12 protein-coding genes and 1 pseudogene are annotated in these 14,052 nt (G+C 43.0%); 6 read left to right on the top strand and 7 right to left on the bottom strand.

Features of this window, described 5'->3' with window-relative positions:
- Positions 1–239 precede the first annotated feature (239 nt).
- A pseudogene (locus tag H6G48_RS17870) lies at positions 240–1,331 on the bottom strand (ISAs1 family transposase).
- A 392-nt stretch (positions 1,332–1,723) separates the two neighbouring features.
- On the opposite strand from H6G48_RS17870, the gene H6G48_RS17865 reads away from it, so the two are divergent.
- The 4 genes from H6G48_RS17865 (at position 1,724) to H6G48_RS17850 (ending at position 5,866) form a co-directional block, all read left to right on the top strand.
- Entirely contained in the window at positions 1,724–2,812 is a 1,089-nt protein-coding gene (locus H6G48_RS17865) for an isocitrate/isopropylmalate family dehydrogenase (protein WP_190722711.1), read from the top strand.
- A 159-nt stretch (positions 2,813–2,971) separates the two neighbouring features.
- Positions 2,972–3,595, top strand: coding sequence for a COP23 domain-containing protein (locus tag H6G48_RS17860; RefSeq protein ID WP_190722710.1), 624 nt, complete (start codon positions 2,972–2,974; stop codon positions 3,593–3,595).
- A 106-nt stretch (positions 3,596–3,701) separates the two neighbouring features.
- Entirely contained in the window at positions 3,702–4,631 is a 930-nt protein-coding gene (locus H6G48_RS17855; protein ID WP_190722709.1) for a S1 family peptidase, read from the top strand.
- 29 nt (positions 4,632–4,660) lie between these two features.
- On the top strand, positions 4,661–5,866 hold the full coding sequence (locus H6G48_RS17850) for a tetratricopeptide repeat-containing S1 family peptidase (RefSeq protein ID WP_190722708.1): 1,206 nt from the start codon (positions 4,661–4,663) through the stop codon (positions 5,864–5,866).
- Positions 5,867–5,887: 21 nt separating this feature from the next.
- Here H6G48_RS17850 and H6G48_RS17845 read toward each other — a convergent pair whose 3' ends face one another.
- The 3 genes from H6G48_RS17845 to H6G48_RS17835 form a co-directional block, all read right to left on the bottom strand.
- Positions 5,888–6,487 carry a hypothetical protein gene (locus H6G48_RS17845; RefSeq protein ID WP_190722707.1) on the bottom strand — a complete coding sequence of 200 codons (600 nt, stop codon included), beginning with the start codon at positions 6,485–6,487 and terminating at the stop codon, positions 5,888–5,890.
- 47 nt (positions 6,488–6,534) lie between these two features.
- Positions 6,535–7,749 (bottom strand): hypothetical protein, encoded by a 1,215-nt coding sequence (locus tag H6G48_RS17840; protein ID WP_190722706.1) that lies wholly within the window; start codon positions 7,747–7,749, stop codon positions 6,535–6,537.
- 422 nt (positions 7,750–8,171) lie between these two features.
- Complete coding sequence (locus H6G48_RS17835; protein ID WP_002792980.1) at positions 8,172–8,675, bottom strand: hypothetical protein; 504 nt, start codon at positions 8,673–8,675, stop codon at positions 8,172–8,174.
- A 290-nt stretch (positions 8,676–8,965) separates the two neighbouring features.
- Between H6G48_RS17835 and H6G48_RS17830 the strand changes: the two genes are divergently transcribed.
- Both H6G48_RS17830 and H6G48_RS17825 read left to right on the top strand, forming a co-directional pair.
- Complete coding sequence (locus H6G48_RS17830) at positions 8,966–9,280, top strand: hypothetical protein (RefSeq protein ID WP_002735918.1); 315 nt, start codon at positions 8,966–8,968, stop codon at positions 9,278–9,280.
- A gap of 282 nt (positions 9,281–9,562) precedes the next feature.
- Positions 9,563–9,958, top strand: a complete 396-nt coding sequence (locus H6G48_RS17825; protein ID WP_190722705.1) for a hypothetical protein — start codon at positions 9,563–9,565, stop codon at positions 9,956–9,958.
- A gap of 246 nt (positions 9,959–10,204) precedes the next feature.
- Here the strand turns inward: H6G48_RS17825 and H6G48_RS17820 are convergent, their stop codons facing one another.
- The 3 genes from H6G48_RS17820 to H6G48_RS17810 form a co-directional block, all read right to left on the bottom strand.
- The gene (locus tag H6G48_RS17820; protein WP_190722704.1) at positions 10,205–10,597 is read right to left on the bottom strand and encodes a hypothetical protein; all 393 of its coding nucleotides are present in this window, start codon (positions 10,595–10,597) and stop codon (positions 10,205–10,207) included.
- 428 nt (positions 10,598–11,025) lie between these two features.
- The gene (locus tag H6G48_RS17815) at positions 11,026–13,161 is read right to left on the bottom strand and encodes an O-linked N-acetylglucosamine transferase, SPINDLY family protein (RefSeq protein WP_190722703.1); all 2,136 of its coding nucleotides are present in this window, start codon (positions 13,159–13,161) and stop codon (positions 11,026–11,028) included.
- A 3-nt stretch (positions 13,162–13,164) separates the two neighbouring features.
- Entirely contained in the window at positions 13,165–13,860 is a 696-nt protein-coding gene (locus H6G48_RS17810; protein ID WP_190722702.1) for a Uma2 family endonuclease, read from the bottom strand.
- Positions 13,861–14,052: the final 192 nt, after the last annotated feature.

Below are 14,052 nucleotides of genomic sequence, written 5' to 3'. Positions count from 1 at the left end.
GCATTTCCGCGGCTTCTGTCACCGTTTTTGCCTTTTTTGTCTTTAACAAGTACAATACTTGTATTCTTTCTTTTCCTGAACCAGTTTTTTCTTTTCTAAGCAGTTCCTTGAGTTCTGCTTCACTTTCAGATATTTCTATCTTATAAACTCCTGCCATATTTTTCCTTTAACTCTACTAATATGATATTCTAGCCTATCTGTAGTCACATTTTGGAGAATTGGTATAATTTTTCTGCTTCTTACGTCGATAAAACTATCAGTTTTTCCCAACGTTCAGCTAACCACCTCTGTCCCTCTGTTATTGAGAGAAAACCCAAACCTCTGAAAAGATTCAATCCTATGGTTGTGAGAATTGACCAATTGCTGGCCGCTTGAAAATCACTTATCTCGCTTTTATCTTCCTCAAAAATTACATCTTTTACCCAATGTAACTGATTTTCTATTTTCCAGTGTCCTCGAATAATTTTAGCAAATACTTGAGCGGATTCGGTTAGGCTACTAATATAGTAAGCTGTTTCTTCATACGTTTTATCCCCGCGACTACCCCTTCTTTCTACTTTAATAATTCGGCGCAGATTTTCAAACCCTTGTCTTTCATTTTTCCTCACTTTAAAAACTTCTATTTTTCTTGATATTTTTCGTCCATGACTATTATCTTGTTCAAGAAAACAACTTTCTGGCTTTGAGGAATTACTCAGGTCTTGTATTCGCTGATAAAGATTTTTCTGATTTCCTTTAACGGTGATAACATAATCATTTTTACTCTTGGCTATTAAGCTGATTGTTTTTTTCTGACAGTGCCAAGCATCCCCAGTAAAAACTTTATTTTCGAGAGTGCAATCCTGAATTATAGCTTGACCTTCGTCGATTTCAGACCCTTTTTTGTTTTCGATTCTTTTTAATTGTAATACTAAGCCACTTTCTTGACTAAACAATGAGACAAACATGATAAAATTTTGTTGTTCATTGTTAGGATTTTTTCGGGTGTTTTTGAGACTTTTTCCATCTATGCCTAGCCAATTTATGTCATCTCTTTGTCCATATTCTTCTAATGCCCATTCATTAAACATTTTTAACAAACTCTGCCAGTCAACTCCCATCATTACCCTTCTAATTGTTGAATAGGATGGGACTCTTTCGGGAATTATATTAAATTCTTGACTGAGCCTGTGCCGATTATTTTTAGCAAACTCTCCCAGTTCTCTCTAACCTGAGTATCCTAGCATTGTTCCCAGTATTATTACTACTAATACTATCCATAAAGGGTGTCTTTTTCCTTGATCTTTCCGAAAGTCCTTGACTTGTTTCAGTTTTTCTATTAAGCTCAACATATATTTAAAAAGTTGGCGGTCACTTATCATTTTACAAAGACAGTGATCGCTTTTACTTTTGATATTCTGATGGGAGAATGAAACAGCCCTACCCAAACCCCGGAGCGCATTAGCTTTTCGGTGAGATGCTTACAGGCAGCTGCTGATATATCTGTAATAATTTAAGAGTCACTGATAATTGCTGATTGTCGGTATTTCTGCAAATGTGGGATGCACCCCCTTATTAAGGGGGGATTAAGGGGGGAGCCATCTTCAATTTAATTATAACCAGCTACTTACAAGATTGATAAAATTACAGAATTAATTAAGGTAAAAAGTATCTTTTTTAGCCGATTAACCAGCCAATTAAGCATTAACATATACTGGAAAATTTTTCTTAAAACTCAAAAATTATGGCTGAAAATATCCCCACCATTGTGGTCATGCACGGCGACCAAACTGGAGAAGAACTATTACTAGAAGCCCTGAGAGTATTGCAACCCTCGATAATTCGTCAACCGCTTAACTTTGCCGATTTTGATCTTAGTTTAGCCCAACGTCGCCAGAGTAACAACCAAGTGGTTCACGAGGCCGCCGAAGCGACTCTAAAAACCGGATTAGCTCTCAAAGCTGCCACTATTACCCCAGAAATCAAAGGAGATGTGGGCAGTCCTAACGCTATTTTAAGAGAAGCAATGAATTCTCAGGTAATTCTCCGCATCGGTCGCCGTATCCCCGGTATTCGTCCGATTGGGGGCGTTTATTCTCCCATTGCCATTGTCCGCATGGCCGTTGATGATGCCTACGGGGCCAGAGAATGGCGAGAAACCAGCACCACTGGCGATGAAATTGCCTATCGCACCTCGCGCATTTCTAGGGCTACCAGTCGCGCCGTGGCCGAGTTTACCTTTCAACACGCCAAAAAAACCGGGGCGCGGGTATTTGGCGGCCCAAAATTCACCGTTAGTGCCACCTACGAAGGGATGTTTAAAGAGGAATTAGACGCAGCAGCCCAAAGACATCCAGAAGTGCGTTATCAACCCCTGTTAATTGATGCAACTTTTGCCCTACTTTTACAAACCGACGGCGAAGCTTTGGTGATTCCAGCACTTAATCGCGATGGCGATTTATTATCCGATTTTGTCTTGCAACTCTATGGCAGTATTGCCGGGGCCGAAAGTTTAGTTTTGGGATTTGATGAGGAGACATTAGCGGTTAAAACTATTATGGCAGAAGCTCCCCACGGCACTGCCCCCGCTTTAGAGGGCAAAAATATCGCTAATCCCATGGCGATGATTTTAGCCTCGGCAGCTTTGTTAGGTTATATCGAAACTAACGAAGCGCGTAAAGCTTCCAGGGCAATTTATGAAAGTGTCTTTGAAACTATTCACGAGGGCAAAAAAACCCCCGATTTAGGGGGCCAAATGACCATGAGTGAGTTTACCGATGAGGTGATTCGTCGCGTGGTCAGTAAGTTAGAAGTTTGGTCTGCTTTGGGGTAAACGAACTCATCTGATTGCTCTCTTAAAGGAGTTTGAAGAAAAGCTAATCCAAAAAATAAGAATTGTTGCAAAAGCCTTGCTTTTGTTGGTTTTGCGGAGAGATAATAGCTACCTTTGAAGTGTATAGTAGAGTCCCTTTGCAGGATTAGAATAAGGACAATGACATTACAAACTTTGACAAAAACTCTGACTATTGGTCTGATTGGTGTAGGAGCTGCCTTGACCTTACAATCACCGAGCCAAGCTCAAACCAGATTCGAGTGTCTTTTACCAGTGACAGGCCCCTATGTAGGAGTTCCCACAACCTATGCCAAAGTCGGCTCTAATGAACGCAAAGCTGTGATTCGTTGGGTTTCTCGTTATTCTAGCGGTTCCGGTTACACTCCCCAGCAACGGTGTCTAGAAGTAACTAAACGATTCAATACCCTTTACGCTCGACCAGGCGGAATTGATATTATTACCACTGGCTATCTCAATGGTCTGCCGGTCATCTATTCCCCTAGTAATGGACGAGAACGGGCAAATCGCGATAACCTATTATTTACCCTCAAGAAAGGGGAAGACGCAACCGAGAAAATCGCACAGCTATTCGACCTCCGGGAGGGTTCCAGAACCGAGCCTTTGTTTGAAAGCTCATCGGATTCTGTCATTGTCCATTTCAACAAATTCCTAGAAAATGCTCCCGTGGAAACAAATCCTGCCACCGGTTCGTCCCCCTCTCCACTGCCGGAGACTTCTCCCGAACAACCCCCCCAAAAACCATCAGGCGGTTCTGTTTGGTAAACTTTTCTAGTTCTATAGATAAGGTAGGTTGGGTTGACGCAAGGAAACCCAACGCCCGCTGTTTGGTAAACTTTTCTAGTTCTATAGATAGGAGCATAGTGATCAAGTGAGTCGGGCGATAAAAAGAATTTTGGCTGGTGTGGGCGGTTTATTATTGGGACTGTCCACACCTTTGCTTGCTGTGCAAAGCTATGCTCCTGCTCTGGAACCTAACCAGGCCAATGCCCATAGCTCTCAACAACTTTCAGAACAACAGCTGCGTCAGTTAGCCAGAGCAATTACTGTTAAGGTGTTATCAGGGCAAGGCTGGGGTTCGGGCATTTTAGTTGAAAAGCAGGGTTCTTCCTACAAAGTCCTCACTAATGACCATGTTTTAGGGCGGGATCGCTCTCGGGGTTGGCAAATACAAACCCCTGACGGCAAGATACATCGGGGTGAGTTGGTCAGAACAATTCGCTTGAATAATTATGATTTAGGCTTAATTTCTTTTCGCAGTAGCCAAGTTTATTCTATTGCTGATTTGGCTAATGTCGATGATCTCGCTATCGGAGATGAAGTTTTCGCCGCTGGCTTTCCCTACGATGGCGATCGCCCGACAGAACAAGGATTTACCTTCACCCTGGGTAAAGTGTCGCTTTTGAGTGATAAATCCTTTTCGAGAGGCTACCAAATCGGCTACACCAATAAGATTAAAAATGGCATGAGTGGCGGACCGCTGCTGAATCGGCAAGGTAAAGTTATTGGCATTAACGGGATTCATGCTTATCCTCTCTGGGGTAAATCCTACGTTTTTGCTGATGGAACAGTGACTTCACCGGCACTGTGGGAACAAATGAGTCGATTAAGTTGGGCGATTCCTATCGGGACTTTTTTACAATCGGGGTCATCTTCTCTATCTGCTTCCAGTCGGCAACGGCCCTCAGTTTCACCCCCACCGCTTCCCACCCATAGAGAACCCACTTTCTGGGAAGATTTTCCTTCTCCATCCTCGTCAACCCCAAGAGAAAAGAATCCCGCTCCCACACCCCTCTGGTAAATTCCACTCAACTGTATTTTTAAACCAGAATGAGCAACAATTTCTTGAAAATTTCCGCCGCCCTAGTTAGTATAGCGGTGTTTGTGGTTTCTCCTCAGATTGCTAAGGCATCAACAACTGAGCAGATAGAAAAAATTGCTGAAAAGATTACCGTTTTAATCCCCTCAGAAGAAGAGGGGGCGAATGGGAAAATTACTGCTAATGGCTCTGGATCAATTATTGCCAAAGAAGGAAAAGTTTATACTGTTCTTACTGCCAGTCATGTGATCTGTAAAGATGCTAGAGATGCCTGCAAGTTCTATTACGATCAACTAAAAATTATTACCTGGGATGGTAAGAAATATCCGCTCGATTACAATAGCATCAAAAAATTACCCGGAGTAGATCTAGCTCTCGTGCAGTTTCAGAGCGACCAAAATTATCAATTGGCGACCTTGGCTAACTATCAAGTAGCTGACGAACAATTTATTTTTGCTTCTGGATGGCCGGATCCGAAATTTATCGGCAAGCGGAAACGATTGTTCAATGTGGGGAAAGTGCTGCCCAAGGACATTACACCCTTGCTGAAAATATTTCCCCCGGAGTTGGGGTATGAGATAGTTTATACCAGTGTCACCTATGGGGGCATGAGTGGCGGTCCAGTGTTGGATCTCAATGGACGAGTCATCGCGGTTCACGGACAAAATGAAGCCGAAAAAATCGCCAAGGTTCCCGTGCCAATTGGCTTTAGTCTCGCTATTCCCATCACTACTTTTTTGAAATTAGCACCCCAGTCTGGCATTCAAGGGCAGATAAATGTCGAAAATTCGCCCCCCAATGCCTTATCTTTGCAAGAAATTGGGGATGAATTATACAAGGCTTTTGAATTTCCCCATAAGAACGATACTAATCCCCTAAACTGGCTTAATCAAGGCAATAAAATGTGGCGGTTAGGACAATTAGCCCTCGCCTATGCCGCCTATGAAAAAGCCTTGCAACTCGATGCTCAACTCTATCAAGCTTGGTACGGGAAAGGTCTGGTCTTGACCTACTGGAAACGCCCCCAAGAGGCGCTCGCTGCCTACGAACAAGCTCTCAAAATTAATCCTAACTCCGATACTGCCAAAAAACTGCGCGACAAGCTCCAAGAATCTTTAGGGGGAAGAAATACCCCTCCTGTAACTCCCTCACAGCCAACCACCGCGCCCACCGTGGAGCCTTCACCACAGCCCTCTAATCCGAGAAGACTATGGTAAAGTCAGCAGGGAAAATGCGGGTTAGCTAATAGTGAGTCCCACCAATTTAACTAAGGATGCTTGAATTGCTCGTAGTTCTGCGGGGGGATTGCGGAGAAACTCTTCGTTACTGGCTAAAATCATCGCATTATAGGCCTGCACCGCCGCCAGCAATTTAGCTGGAACTACCTTCTCATCCCTGGTCAGTCTCTCTAAGCTGGCCAATAAGTCTTCAATAACATTTAAAGGCGGTGCGCCGGGGGCTGAGTAAAGAGCGGCAATGACAGCATTGATATTATTACCCGCCTGTGCATCCCCTGTTAAGATGCTCAGTAGCAATTCCTGAACGGCTGCGGGAATCGGGGTACCCGTGGGGGAGGTTAAATTATTATCAGCTAACTGAATATTCAGAGAAGCCGCCGCCTGATTAACAGCGATTTGAGCCGGTTCTCCCCCCTGAAATCCCGTTACCGTCGTGGTGGTGGGGAAAGTTTGACCAGCAAAATCCCCAGTGGAAAGAATTGGTCCGGTGGCATCGGATTGGTTGCCGGTTTGCGCCATACCGGGAGAGACTAGGGCATTGGTCAGCAAAACCGCCGCCACTAAGGAAACTTGCCAATTAGTCAACCATTTCATCAACATGGTCTTTATCCTCATTCAAAAAGCTAAATTAACAATCTAAAAACCGACTAACGGGGGAAAAAGTAATTGTAGCCGATACTCATGACGAAGCGAGCGCCGTCCCCGGCATTGCCCGTTAAATCAGCACCGGCAAGGTTAATCGTCAAGGGGACTTTCGGGAAGGGAATCAGGGAAATACCTGCGTTTAAATCTTGACCCGACCATTCGACAATGGCCGAGACTGGTTCAACAATTCGTAAACCAGCACTAGCAAAGACACCCAGCGAATTTACCCCATCTTCGATGGCTCCTTCCGAGCGAAAACGACCACCACCAACACCCAAAGAGAGCGTCAATTGACTAAAGGGTTCTTTCGTTGTTTCTGTGAACTGAAAAAATTTGCTCACCACCCCGTAGATACTGCTACCGGCATCTGTCTCACCCCAGCGAATGGCGTTTTCAAATCCTAGGGCCACAGCAAAACCTTCTGGCAGAGAACGGTGAATTTTAAAGCTAAAACTACCCCGTCCGGCATTATCACCAAAAAGGCTCAAAATCGCCAGAGTTACATCCAAACCGACAATTTTCTGGGGGTCTCCCAAACCGCCCCCTAGGGCTAACCCGCCATCTGCTTGATTGGTAAAACGGGTTCTCGACTGGAAACCGAAACCACCGAAAATCTGCCCAAAATTCGCTCCAAAACCGATGGGAGTAGAAATACTGGCACTAGGGGCAACCACAAATTCCGCCAGTTTCGCAGAAAGGGTTCGCGGTTCCTCAATCAGGAAATCTTGACGTAAACGCTGCAATTCGGGAGAAATATTGGGATCAACGGGGGTAGATGCCTGTGCTTGCCATTTTTCGACTTCTGGCGAGTTATTAACTCCTGCTGGTAAAAGCTGACTTGCTTGCGTTGTCCCTAGATTCGCCTTCCATTCTTCTAGGGTTGAAATTGTCCTGGTCTTTTCTGTTGCTAAAGTATCGAGGGAAGATTTCCCTAGTTTATTTTCTAAGGATGAGGGCAGATTACTATCGGCTAATCCCTCTGTTGTCGAGAAGGAATTGGTGGTCAGAACTCTTTCTGTCCTCTCTAATTCTACGGGGGAATTAATGATAATTTTTTCCTGGGATACCCGAATAGAAGCAGCGTCAATGTCTAAGGGGGAAGGAAGGGCCTTCACCCGATCGCAAAGTATGGCTGTCCCCACACAGGATGTGATCAAAATTCCTCCAGAAAATATGTGTCTTATACGGCCGTTTCTTTTGGCTTTTTTTAACAACACTTCCAGCTTTCCTCACAGACGAAGTTAATTTGCAAGAATTGTAACTGATTTATGCTTAGATAGCAAGTTATTAAACCTGTTCGTTATCAATCATGGAATCCCCTAGATTTTTTCTTAGTAGGGAGGCACAATTATTTGTAGGATGGGTTAGCGGTAGCGTAACATGAGCGGGCGTTGGGTTTCATGCTTCAACCCAACCTACGTTCATCTTATATTTAATTCCACCCACCCACTTAGCAAGTTATTAAACCTGTTCGTTATCAATCATGGAATCCCCTAGTGCGCCTAAATGAAGTGTAAAAAATTTACCACCTCTATTCTTGGATTCGCCAGTTGTACTGCCTCTCCGTTCACGAATCAAATAGGCGGATTATATTGCTAGAACTAAAAAAAGCGGGTTGAACCCCGCTTGTCATCAAAAACTAAGCCAACTTAAAGGCATCTCGCCAACACCAGCGCAACAGGGTAAAAGCTATCAAACCTTTAACCACTTCTAGAAACCAGTAACCAATCTGCAAGGACATCATTTCTCCCGACATTCCCGACGCGGTAACGGGAGCTAGTAAACCCATAGCACTCAGATTGGGAGTGAGAAAATAGGTGTAAATTAGGGTGATTACTAAGAGAACACCGGCGAATAGAAGCGATCGATGTTCGGGGAGATGGATTAAGGTATGATAGCGGTGGAAGACAACAAAGCTACACAGCACAATCGCCGCACAAACTAATTCCAGATGGTTAAAAATGCCAAATAGCAAGTAACCAGCACTGGCAAAGCCATTTTGTGTCATCATGCCAGCTACGGATAAGCTGGGGAGAATGATTAAATCGATGACGAAACTGGCACTTAACCAGAAACCGAGAACAACCATGGCTAGGGTTGTCCAATTAAACCAAGACCGATAACGCTCAACAAAAGTTTTCATTAGGCTTGCTCCTCGTTGCCTTTATAATTTAATTGTAAAGAGCGTTCGCCAAAATTTTGGCCAGTTTTTTGGTAATTCTTAGCAATTCTTATCAATTCTTATAATATCAACTTAGTTTTCCGGAAGGACAACCAAACAATACCGCTCTTATCTCTAGATTTGGCCACCCGCTCGGCGCAGAATTGTAAAGATTTATCAACAAGTGTTTATAAAAACCTTTAAATATTGACCAAGCTGACAATTATAGACTTACCCTGAAACAATAACTGACTATCTACGGGTTTACTGTTATGGATAAGGATTTTCGTAACTATCGCATGGTTTGCACCCTCACCTTCGGAGATATTTACGGACAAATAATCGTCTGGTTAATCGTTATTTTTCTTACTCTCGCTTCCACTCTAGCTCTTTGGAGTAGCACTAGACAAATTTTCGCCCTCGCTACCGTGGGGTTAGTCGTCGTCCTCTCTTTGCCTTTTTTACTCTTTGCTTTCGTTACTACCCTCCTCAATCATATTGAATTCGTTCCCATCGAAGCGGAAACCAACATTCGTCGTGGTCCTGTCCCCGGAGTTAGCGGCAGCCGTGTACCCGCAGCCAGCTAAATCCGACCAAATCCCCAATCAATAATCTAGAGACGTTGTCAGCAACGTCTCTAGCAGTTTTTGCCCTTGTTTGCGTCGGGGTTTCTCGTTCTAGATTTTTGTTAATTTTTGTAAATTTAACTTGTTTTTAACCACTTTTTCTGGTAGGGATTATCCAGAGAAAAATAGATGAAAGAGGGAAATCGTCAAGAGAATAATCTTGTTTGCTGCCTGATCCCGGTCAATGATAAATTTTAAAATACCTAGTCTTTTACATTTTCCCAACTCTCGGAGTGATCCCCGATGTTAAAAAATCTCTTTGGTGGCAAAAAATCTGACTTTTACCTAGAACTAAAAGAAACCGATGGTGAACAAAAAGCGACAGCAACCACGGCAGCAGCCGCGCCTGTTGTGGAAGCGCCTGCCCCTGCTGTGGAGTCTGCTGCCGCCCCCGTAGCCGAGAAAAAAGCCAAAAAAACTTCTGTTAAGAAAGAAAAGCAAGTAAAAGAAACTCCCGCCGCTCCTGTGAGCGCACCGGCACCCGTAGCCGCTACTAACGGTAAAGTAGAGCCGCAAGAAGTGGAATTTGCGACAAAATACTTGATTACTCCTAGTCTGTCTCGCCGTCGCCCTGGTCCAAGTTTGAATGGTTTCAAAGACATGGCGCGCAAAGCGAAACTACCTGCTAACCGCGGCTAAATCCCCCCGGGATTGCTTTCTCAAAAAAAAAGGAGAGCTTTCTTTGACTCTCCTTTTTCATCAGGGTGCATCTACTGACTCAAGTGTAGCAGAGAGTTTTTTTAGGGTTGGTTATTTAGGTTACTGCCTAGAGTATTTTGGCGATAATTATCACCTGTCTTCTTGGGCAATTTTTAAAACCTAGGACTAGGTTGGCTGGTGGACGGGTGCAAAATCAGCATTCATATTCTTGATTCGGCAACGCCATTAGGGATTAACTTTCGCCGCTCGGATTAGCCAACCGATTACCCCACCCGTAACACCACTGAGGATCGAACTGAGCGCAGCGGTGATCACCACTACTCCGATCTGTTTCCAGTTTTTCAATTCCCCAACTTTTTCGGCGAGATCGGTGGTTTTCCCCGCCGCGTTCTCTATAACTTTAACTCGATCGCTTAAACCCTCTATCTTCGCGTCTAGGGTTCGGATATCGCCTTTAATTTCCGACTGCCCTAACTCTAAATTCTTCTGTCCGTTTTCTATGGTGGTTAGTCGGTTTTCCAGGGTGGTTAGTCGGTTTTCGATCGCCTTTTGTCCGTTGGCAATACCGATGATTAAATCCTCTAATCTTTTTAAATCTTTTTCAGTTGCGGCTGTCATCAGTTAAACTCCTCTTAGTTGAATTTTTCTTGCCCCGATTCGATACTTTATTGATTGCGGATAACTTTCTCATCGGAAATTTTGGGTCTGAAACCCCGCCGTTCTAGGTTGGCTTTACGTTAGAATTAAAAGGCCAGTCTCGAAAACCAAGTGGACGGCGCAGCACCTTGAAAACTCGGCTTAGGGGGTTCCGACCAGAAAAGCTTGGCCGGGTAAAAAGTCGCGCGCAACAAGTACAAGAAGCTATAGGCGGTCAACGTACCGTGGGACACACGGAATCGGGCTTCTGAAATGGGGCGAAAGTCTGTGGACTCTGTGTAAGACAGTACATGGTTTTTTAACTGTGGTATGCGACGGTGGTGGAAGCAGAAACTTAAATCGTGAGGTTTAGGAATCGCCGCACTTTTAGGGCGGCGAGGATGTCAATATCAACTTCCCTCCCAGATTTTTAAATAGGCATTTTCCATATTTTGAGCGAATTTTTTCCCTTGCCAGAGCGGGGCTGTGTCACGATTTCCTAACAGTTGATGGCTGATGTCTTGACGAAGGGAGCGATCGAGTCCTAATTTTACTCCCCAGTCGATATATTCTGCCTCATTCCAGCCAATTCCGGCTTCAATACCAGCATTAATCATAAAAGTATAACTATTGCGGGCGGAAAATTGTTCTCCTACCAATGTAACTAAAGGGATTCCTTGCCATAAAACTTCTAAGGTGGTGGTAGCACCATTGTAGGGATAGGTATCTAACACCACATCGGCAATCTGTAAATTAGCGCGATGGGTATATTCATCGATATCTCTCGGTAAAAACCGCAATCTTTGGGGATTAACTCCCTCCCGAATCGCTATTTCAGTAAATAATTCTTGAATTTTTTCAGTCTTACCGACTCCCTTAATCAGAAAATAACTATTAGGGACTTGTGCGAGAATTTTCATCTGAAGTTTAATGGTATCAGGATGGCGTTTCATGCCACTTTGTACGGAAAAATAGATGGTAGCATCGGGGGGAATTTCTAAATCTTCTCGACGGAGATTGGGAGTGCCGATTTCAAAACCATCCACTGCTAAATATGTCTCTGGTAAACGATAGATTTTTTCTCGATAATATTCCTCCGCTTGCTGGGGTAAAACGTAGGGATCGGCGATATAGTAATCAATAGTTGCTAATCCAGAAGCATCCCAACCTAACCAAGTCACTTGTTTTGCTGCGGGTTTCTGGGCCATAATCTGATTGGTGAGATTATGGGTTAAACTATCTAAATCTACTAGAATATCTATCTGATCCTGTTGAATTTGTTGGGCAACTTCTAGGGGATTTTGAGCGTAGGGAAAATGACGGATAATATCTCGGCTATCCCGGAACCATTGACGGGTAATTTCATCTTCTTCTTGGTTAATAGTATAGATGGCTATTTGCAATTTTTCTCGATCATGATGGTGAATTAACCAACGACTTAACCAACCGACGGAATGATGTTTTAAGGTACTGGCAAGATAACCAATTGTCAGTTTTTTTTGAGATTTTTTGATAGTAACCAAAGAAGTTTTTAAACTATTATTATCAAGGAAAATTTCGGCGATGCGATTAGTTAATTGTCGATTGGCTAAAGCTCGATCGCCTAGGTAGGGTAGGGGACTAGAAACATTGAGAAAGCTAGTTTTAATAATCGGTTCTAAAGTGATATTTTTCTGACGGGTTAATTCCTGTAATAAATCATGATATTCTTGATAAATATGATCAATTTCTTGCCAAACTCCCCAGCGCAAAAGTATTAACAAAATCAGATAATTACTGTATAACTTTAGGGTTGGAGTTAGACAAATTTCTCGGAATTGATAGGCAGTTATCAAAGAATTATCAAAGTCTTCTGCTAAAATATAGAGGTTAACCAATTGTTCCAAAAGACTCAGATCATTTGGTCTTAATTGCAGACAAAGTTTAATAATTTCCACTCCAAAAGTGGGACTTTGTTGCTCGTTGGTGACTCGTGCTGCTATCTGAAAAGCTTGCGGGATAAAACTATCGGCTAATTCCTCTAGGTAGGGTAAACTTGCTTGAGCTAAATCTAAAGTTAATTCATGGGGATATAAAAGACTTTTGAGAACTACATTTAAAAGCAATTCTCGATCGGGATTATATCTGAGATTCTCTTGAATAGGATAATTAAGTAGTTCTTCAGGATCAAATATTTCTAAATCTAAAGCTAAGTCGAATAAAGCTAATAAATTATTAATTGACTTGGGAACAATTTCCTGTAGATGATAGCGAAAATATTCTACAGCTGCCAGATCACCTTTTCTTTGTTGTCGTCGCGCTTCTGCGTCTAAAACTGCTTCTAATCCTGCTTGCCATTGCTTAACTTGTTCCAGATTACCTTCGCTTAAAATACTTTGCCACATTACCTGCGCTTCTGCTTCTAAATTTTGCAGAAGATAGGCAACTCCCAAGTACCAATAGTCAGAAACATTTTCAGGATTGTTATCGATTAGTTCCTCGTAGATTGCCGCAACTTGAGGATAATCTTCAGCAATTAAAGCTTGATAAGCGTCAGGATGCCACATAAATCAGTTATTAGTTTTTTGAGATAATATTTTCAGAAAATCTTGATGTTCTTGACTGGCTAAACCTTGCTGTAAAACTGTCAAAACCTGTCCCAAGTTACCCGCTAATAAAGCATTAACATTTAACCAAAGACCGGGGAAAACCTGCGAGTAAATTATCCCTCGACTATCGGGTTCAAGTTTAATATATTCTCCAGCATTTAATCGGAACCAATCTAATTGACGTTCATAAACTCGCCAAACAAGATATTCTTGCACTTGATTACGACGATAAACTCGCCATTTATTGTGGAGATCATAGGAAGCACTAGAAGCGGCGATTTCTACGATTAATTCCGGCGCACCTTCGATATAATCATCATCACTAATAGTTGATTGTCCAGCAATTTTAATTCTTAGTAAAGCATCTGGTTGTACTTCATTATCTGCATCCAGACGCACAGTAGTATTATCCGCAGACATCACCCCAATTGTGGCAGCTTTATAGACCCCTAACCAAGTTAAAATATCAGAATGAGGTTCTCCATGACTCCGCACTCGCACAGGAGAAGACATATAAACTATTCCTTCAATTAATTCGGCTTTTTTTATTTCAGAAAGGTTCTGATAACGGCACTCAAATTCCTGGCGACTTAGTTGATCCCCATTTTCTAAAGGAGGGGTTTTAGGGAGAGAATAAATAGGTTCAGAAGTGATCATTTTATTTGCCCCGAACAAGAGTAAATTCATCCTCCCCTAGTCCAGTGAAAAAGTGACAGTTAGGGGGATAAAGCTCAAAAATAATTGACTCATAAGTAGGTAGGCACAATTATTTGTAGGATGGGTTAGCGGTAGCGTAACATGAGCGGGCGTTGGGTTTCATGCTTCAACCCAACCTACGTTCTGGAAACT

The organism is Microcystis flos-aquae FACHB-1344 (assembly GCF_014698375.1).
GTDB classification, from domain to species: Bacteria; Cyanobacteriota; Cyanobacteriia; order Cyanobacteriales; family Microcystaceae; genus Microcystis; species Microcystis aeruginosa.
The sequence above is the reverse complement of the archived record's forward strand: the minus strand, read 5'-3'. Positions and strand labels throughout refer to the sequence as shown.

Coding starts and splice junctions, on each gene's coding strand:
- H6G48_RS17825 (WP_190722705.1), top strand. CDS start 9,563: ATGTTAAAAAATCTCTTTGGTGGCAAAAAATCTGACTTTTACCTAGAA.
- H6G48_RS17830 (WP_002735918.1), top strand. CDS start 8,966: ATGGATAAGGATTTTCGTAACTATCGCATGGTTTGCACCCTCACCTTC.
- H6G48_RS17810 (WP_190722702.1), bottom strand. CDS start 13,860: ATGATCACTTCTGAACCTATTTATTCTCTCCCTAAAACCCCTCCTTTA.
- H6G48_RS17860 (WP_190722710.1), top strand. CDS start 2,972: ATGACATTACAAACTTTGACAAAAACTCTGACTATTGGTCTGATTGGT.
- H6G48_RS17865 (WP_190722711.1), top strand. CDS start 1,724: ATGGCTGAAAATATCCCCACCATTGTGGTCATGCACGGCGACCAAACT.
- H6G48_RS17815 (WP_190722703.1), bottom strand. CDS start 13,161: ATGTGGCATCCTGACGCTTATCAAGCTTTAATTGCTGAAGATTATCCT.
- H6G48_RS17820 (WP_190722704.1), bottom strand. CDS start 10,597: ATGACAGCCGCAACTGAAAAAGATTTAAAAAGATTAGAGGATTTAATC.
- H6G48_RS17845 (WP_190722707.1), bottom strand. CDS start 6,487: ATGTTGATGAAATGGTTGACTAATTGGCAAGTTTCCTTAGTGGCGGCG.
- H6G48_RS17850 (WP_190722708.1), top strand. CDS start 4,661: ATGAGCAACAATTTCTTGAAAATTTCCGCCGCCCTAGTTAGTATAGCG.
- H6G48_RS17835 (WP_002792980.1), bottom strand. CDS start 8,675: ATGAAAACTTTTGTTGAGCGTTATCGGTCTTGGTTTAATTGGACAACC.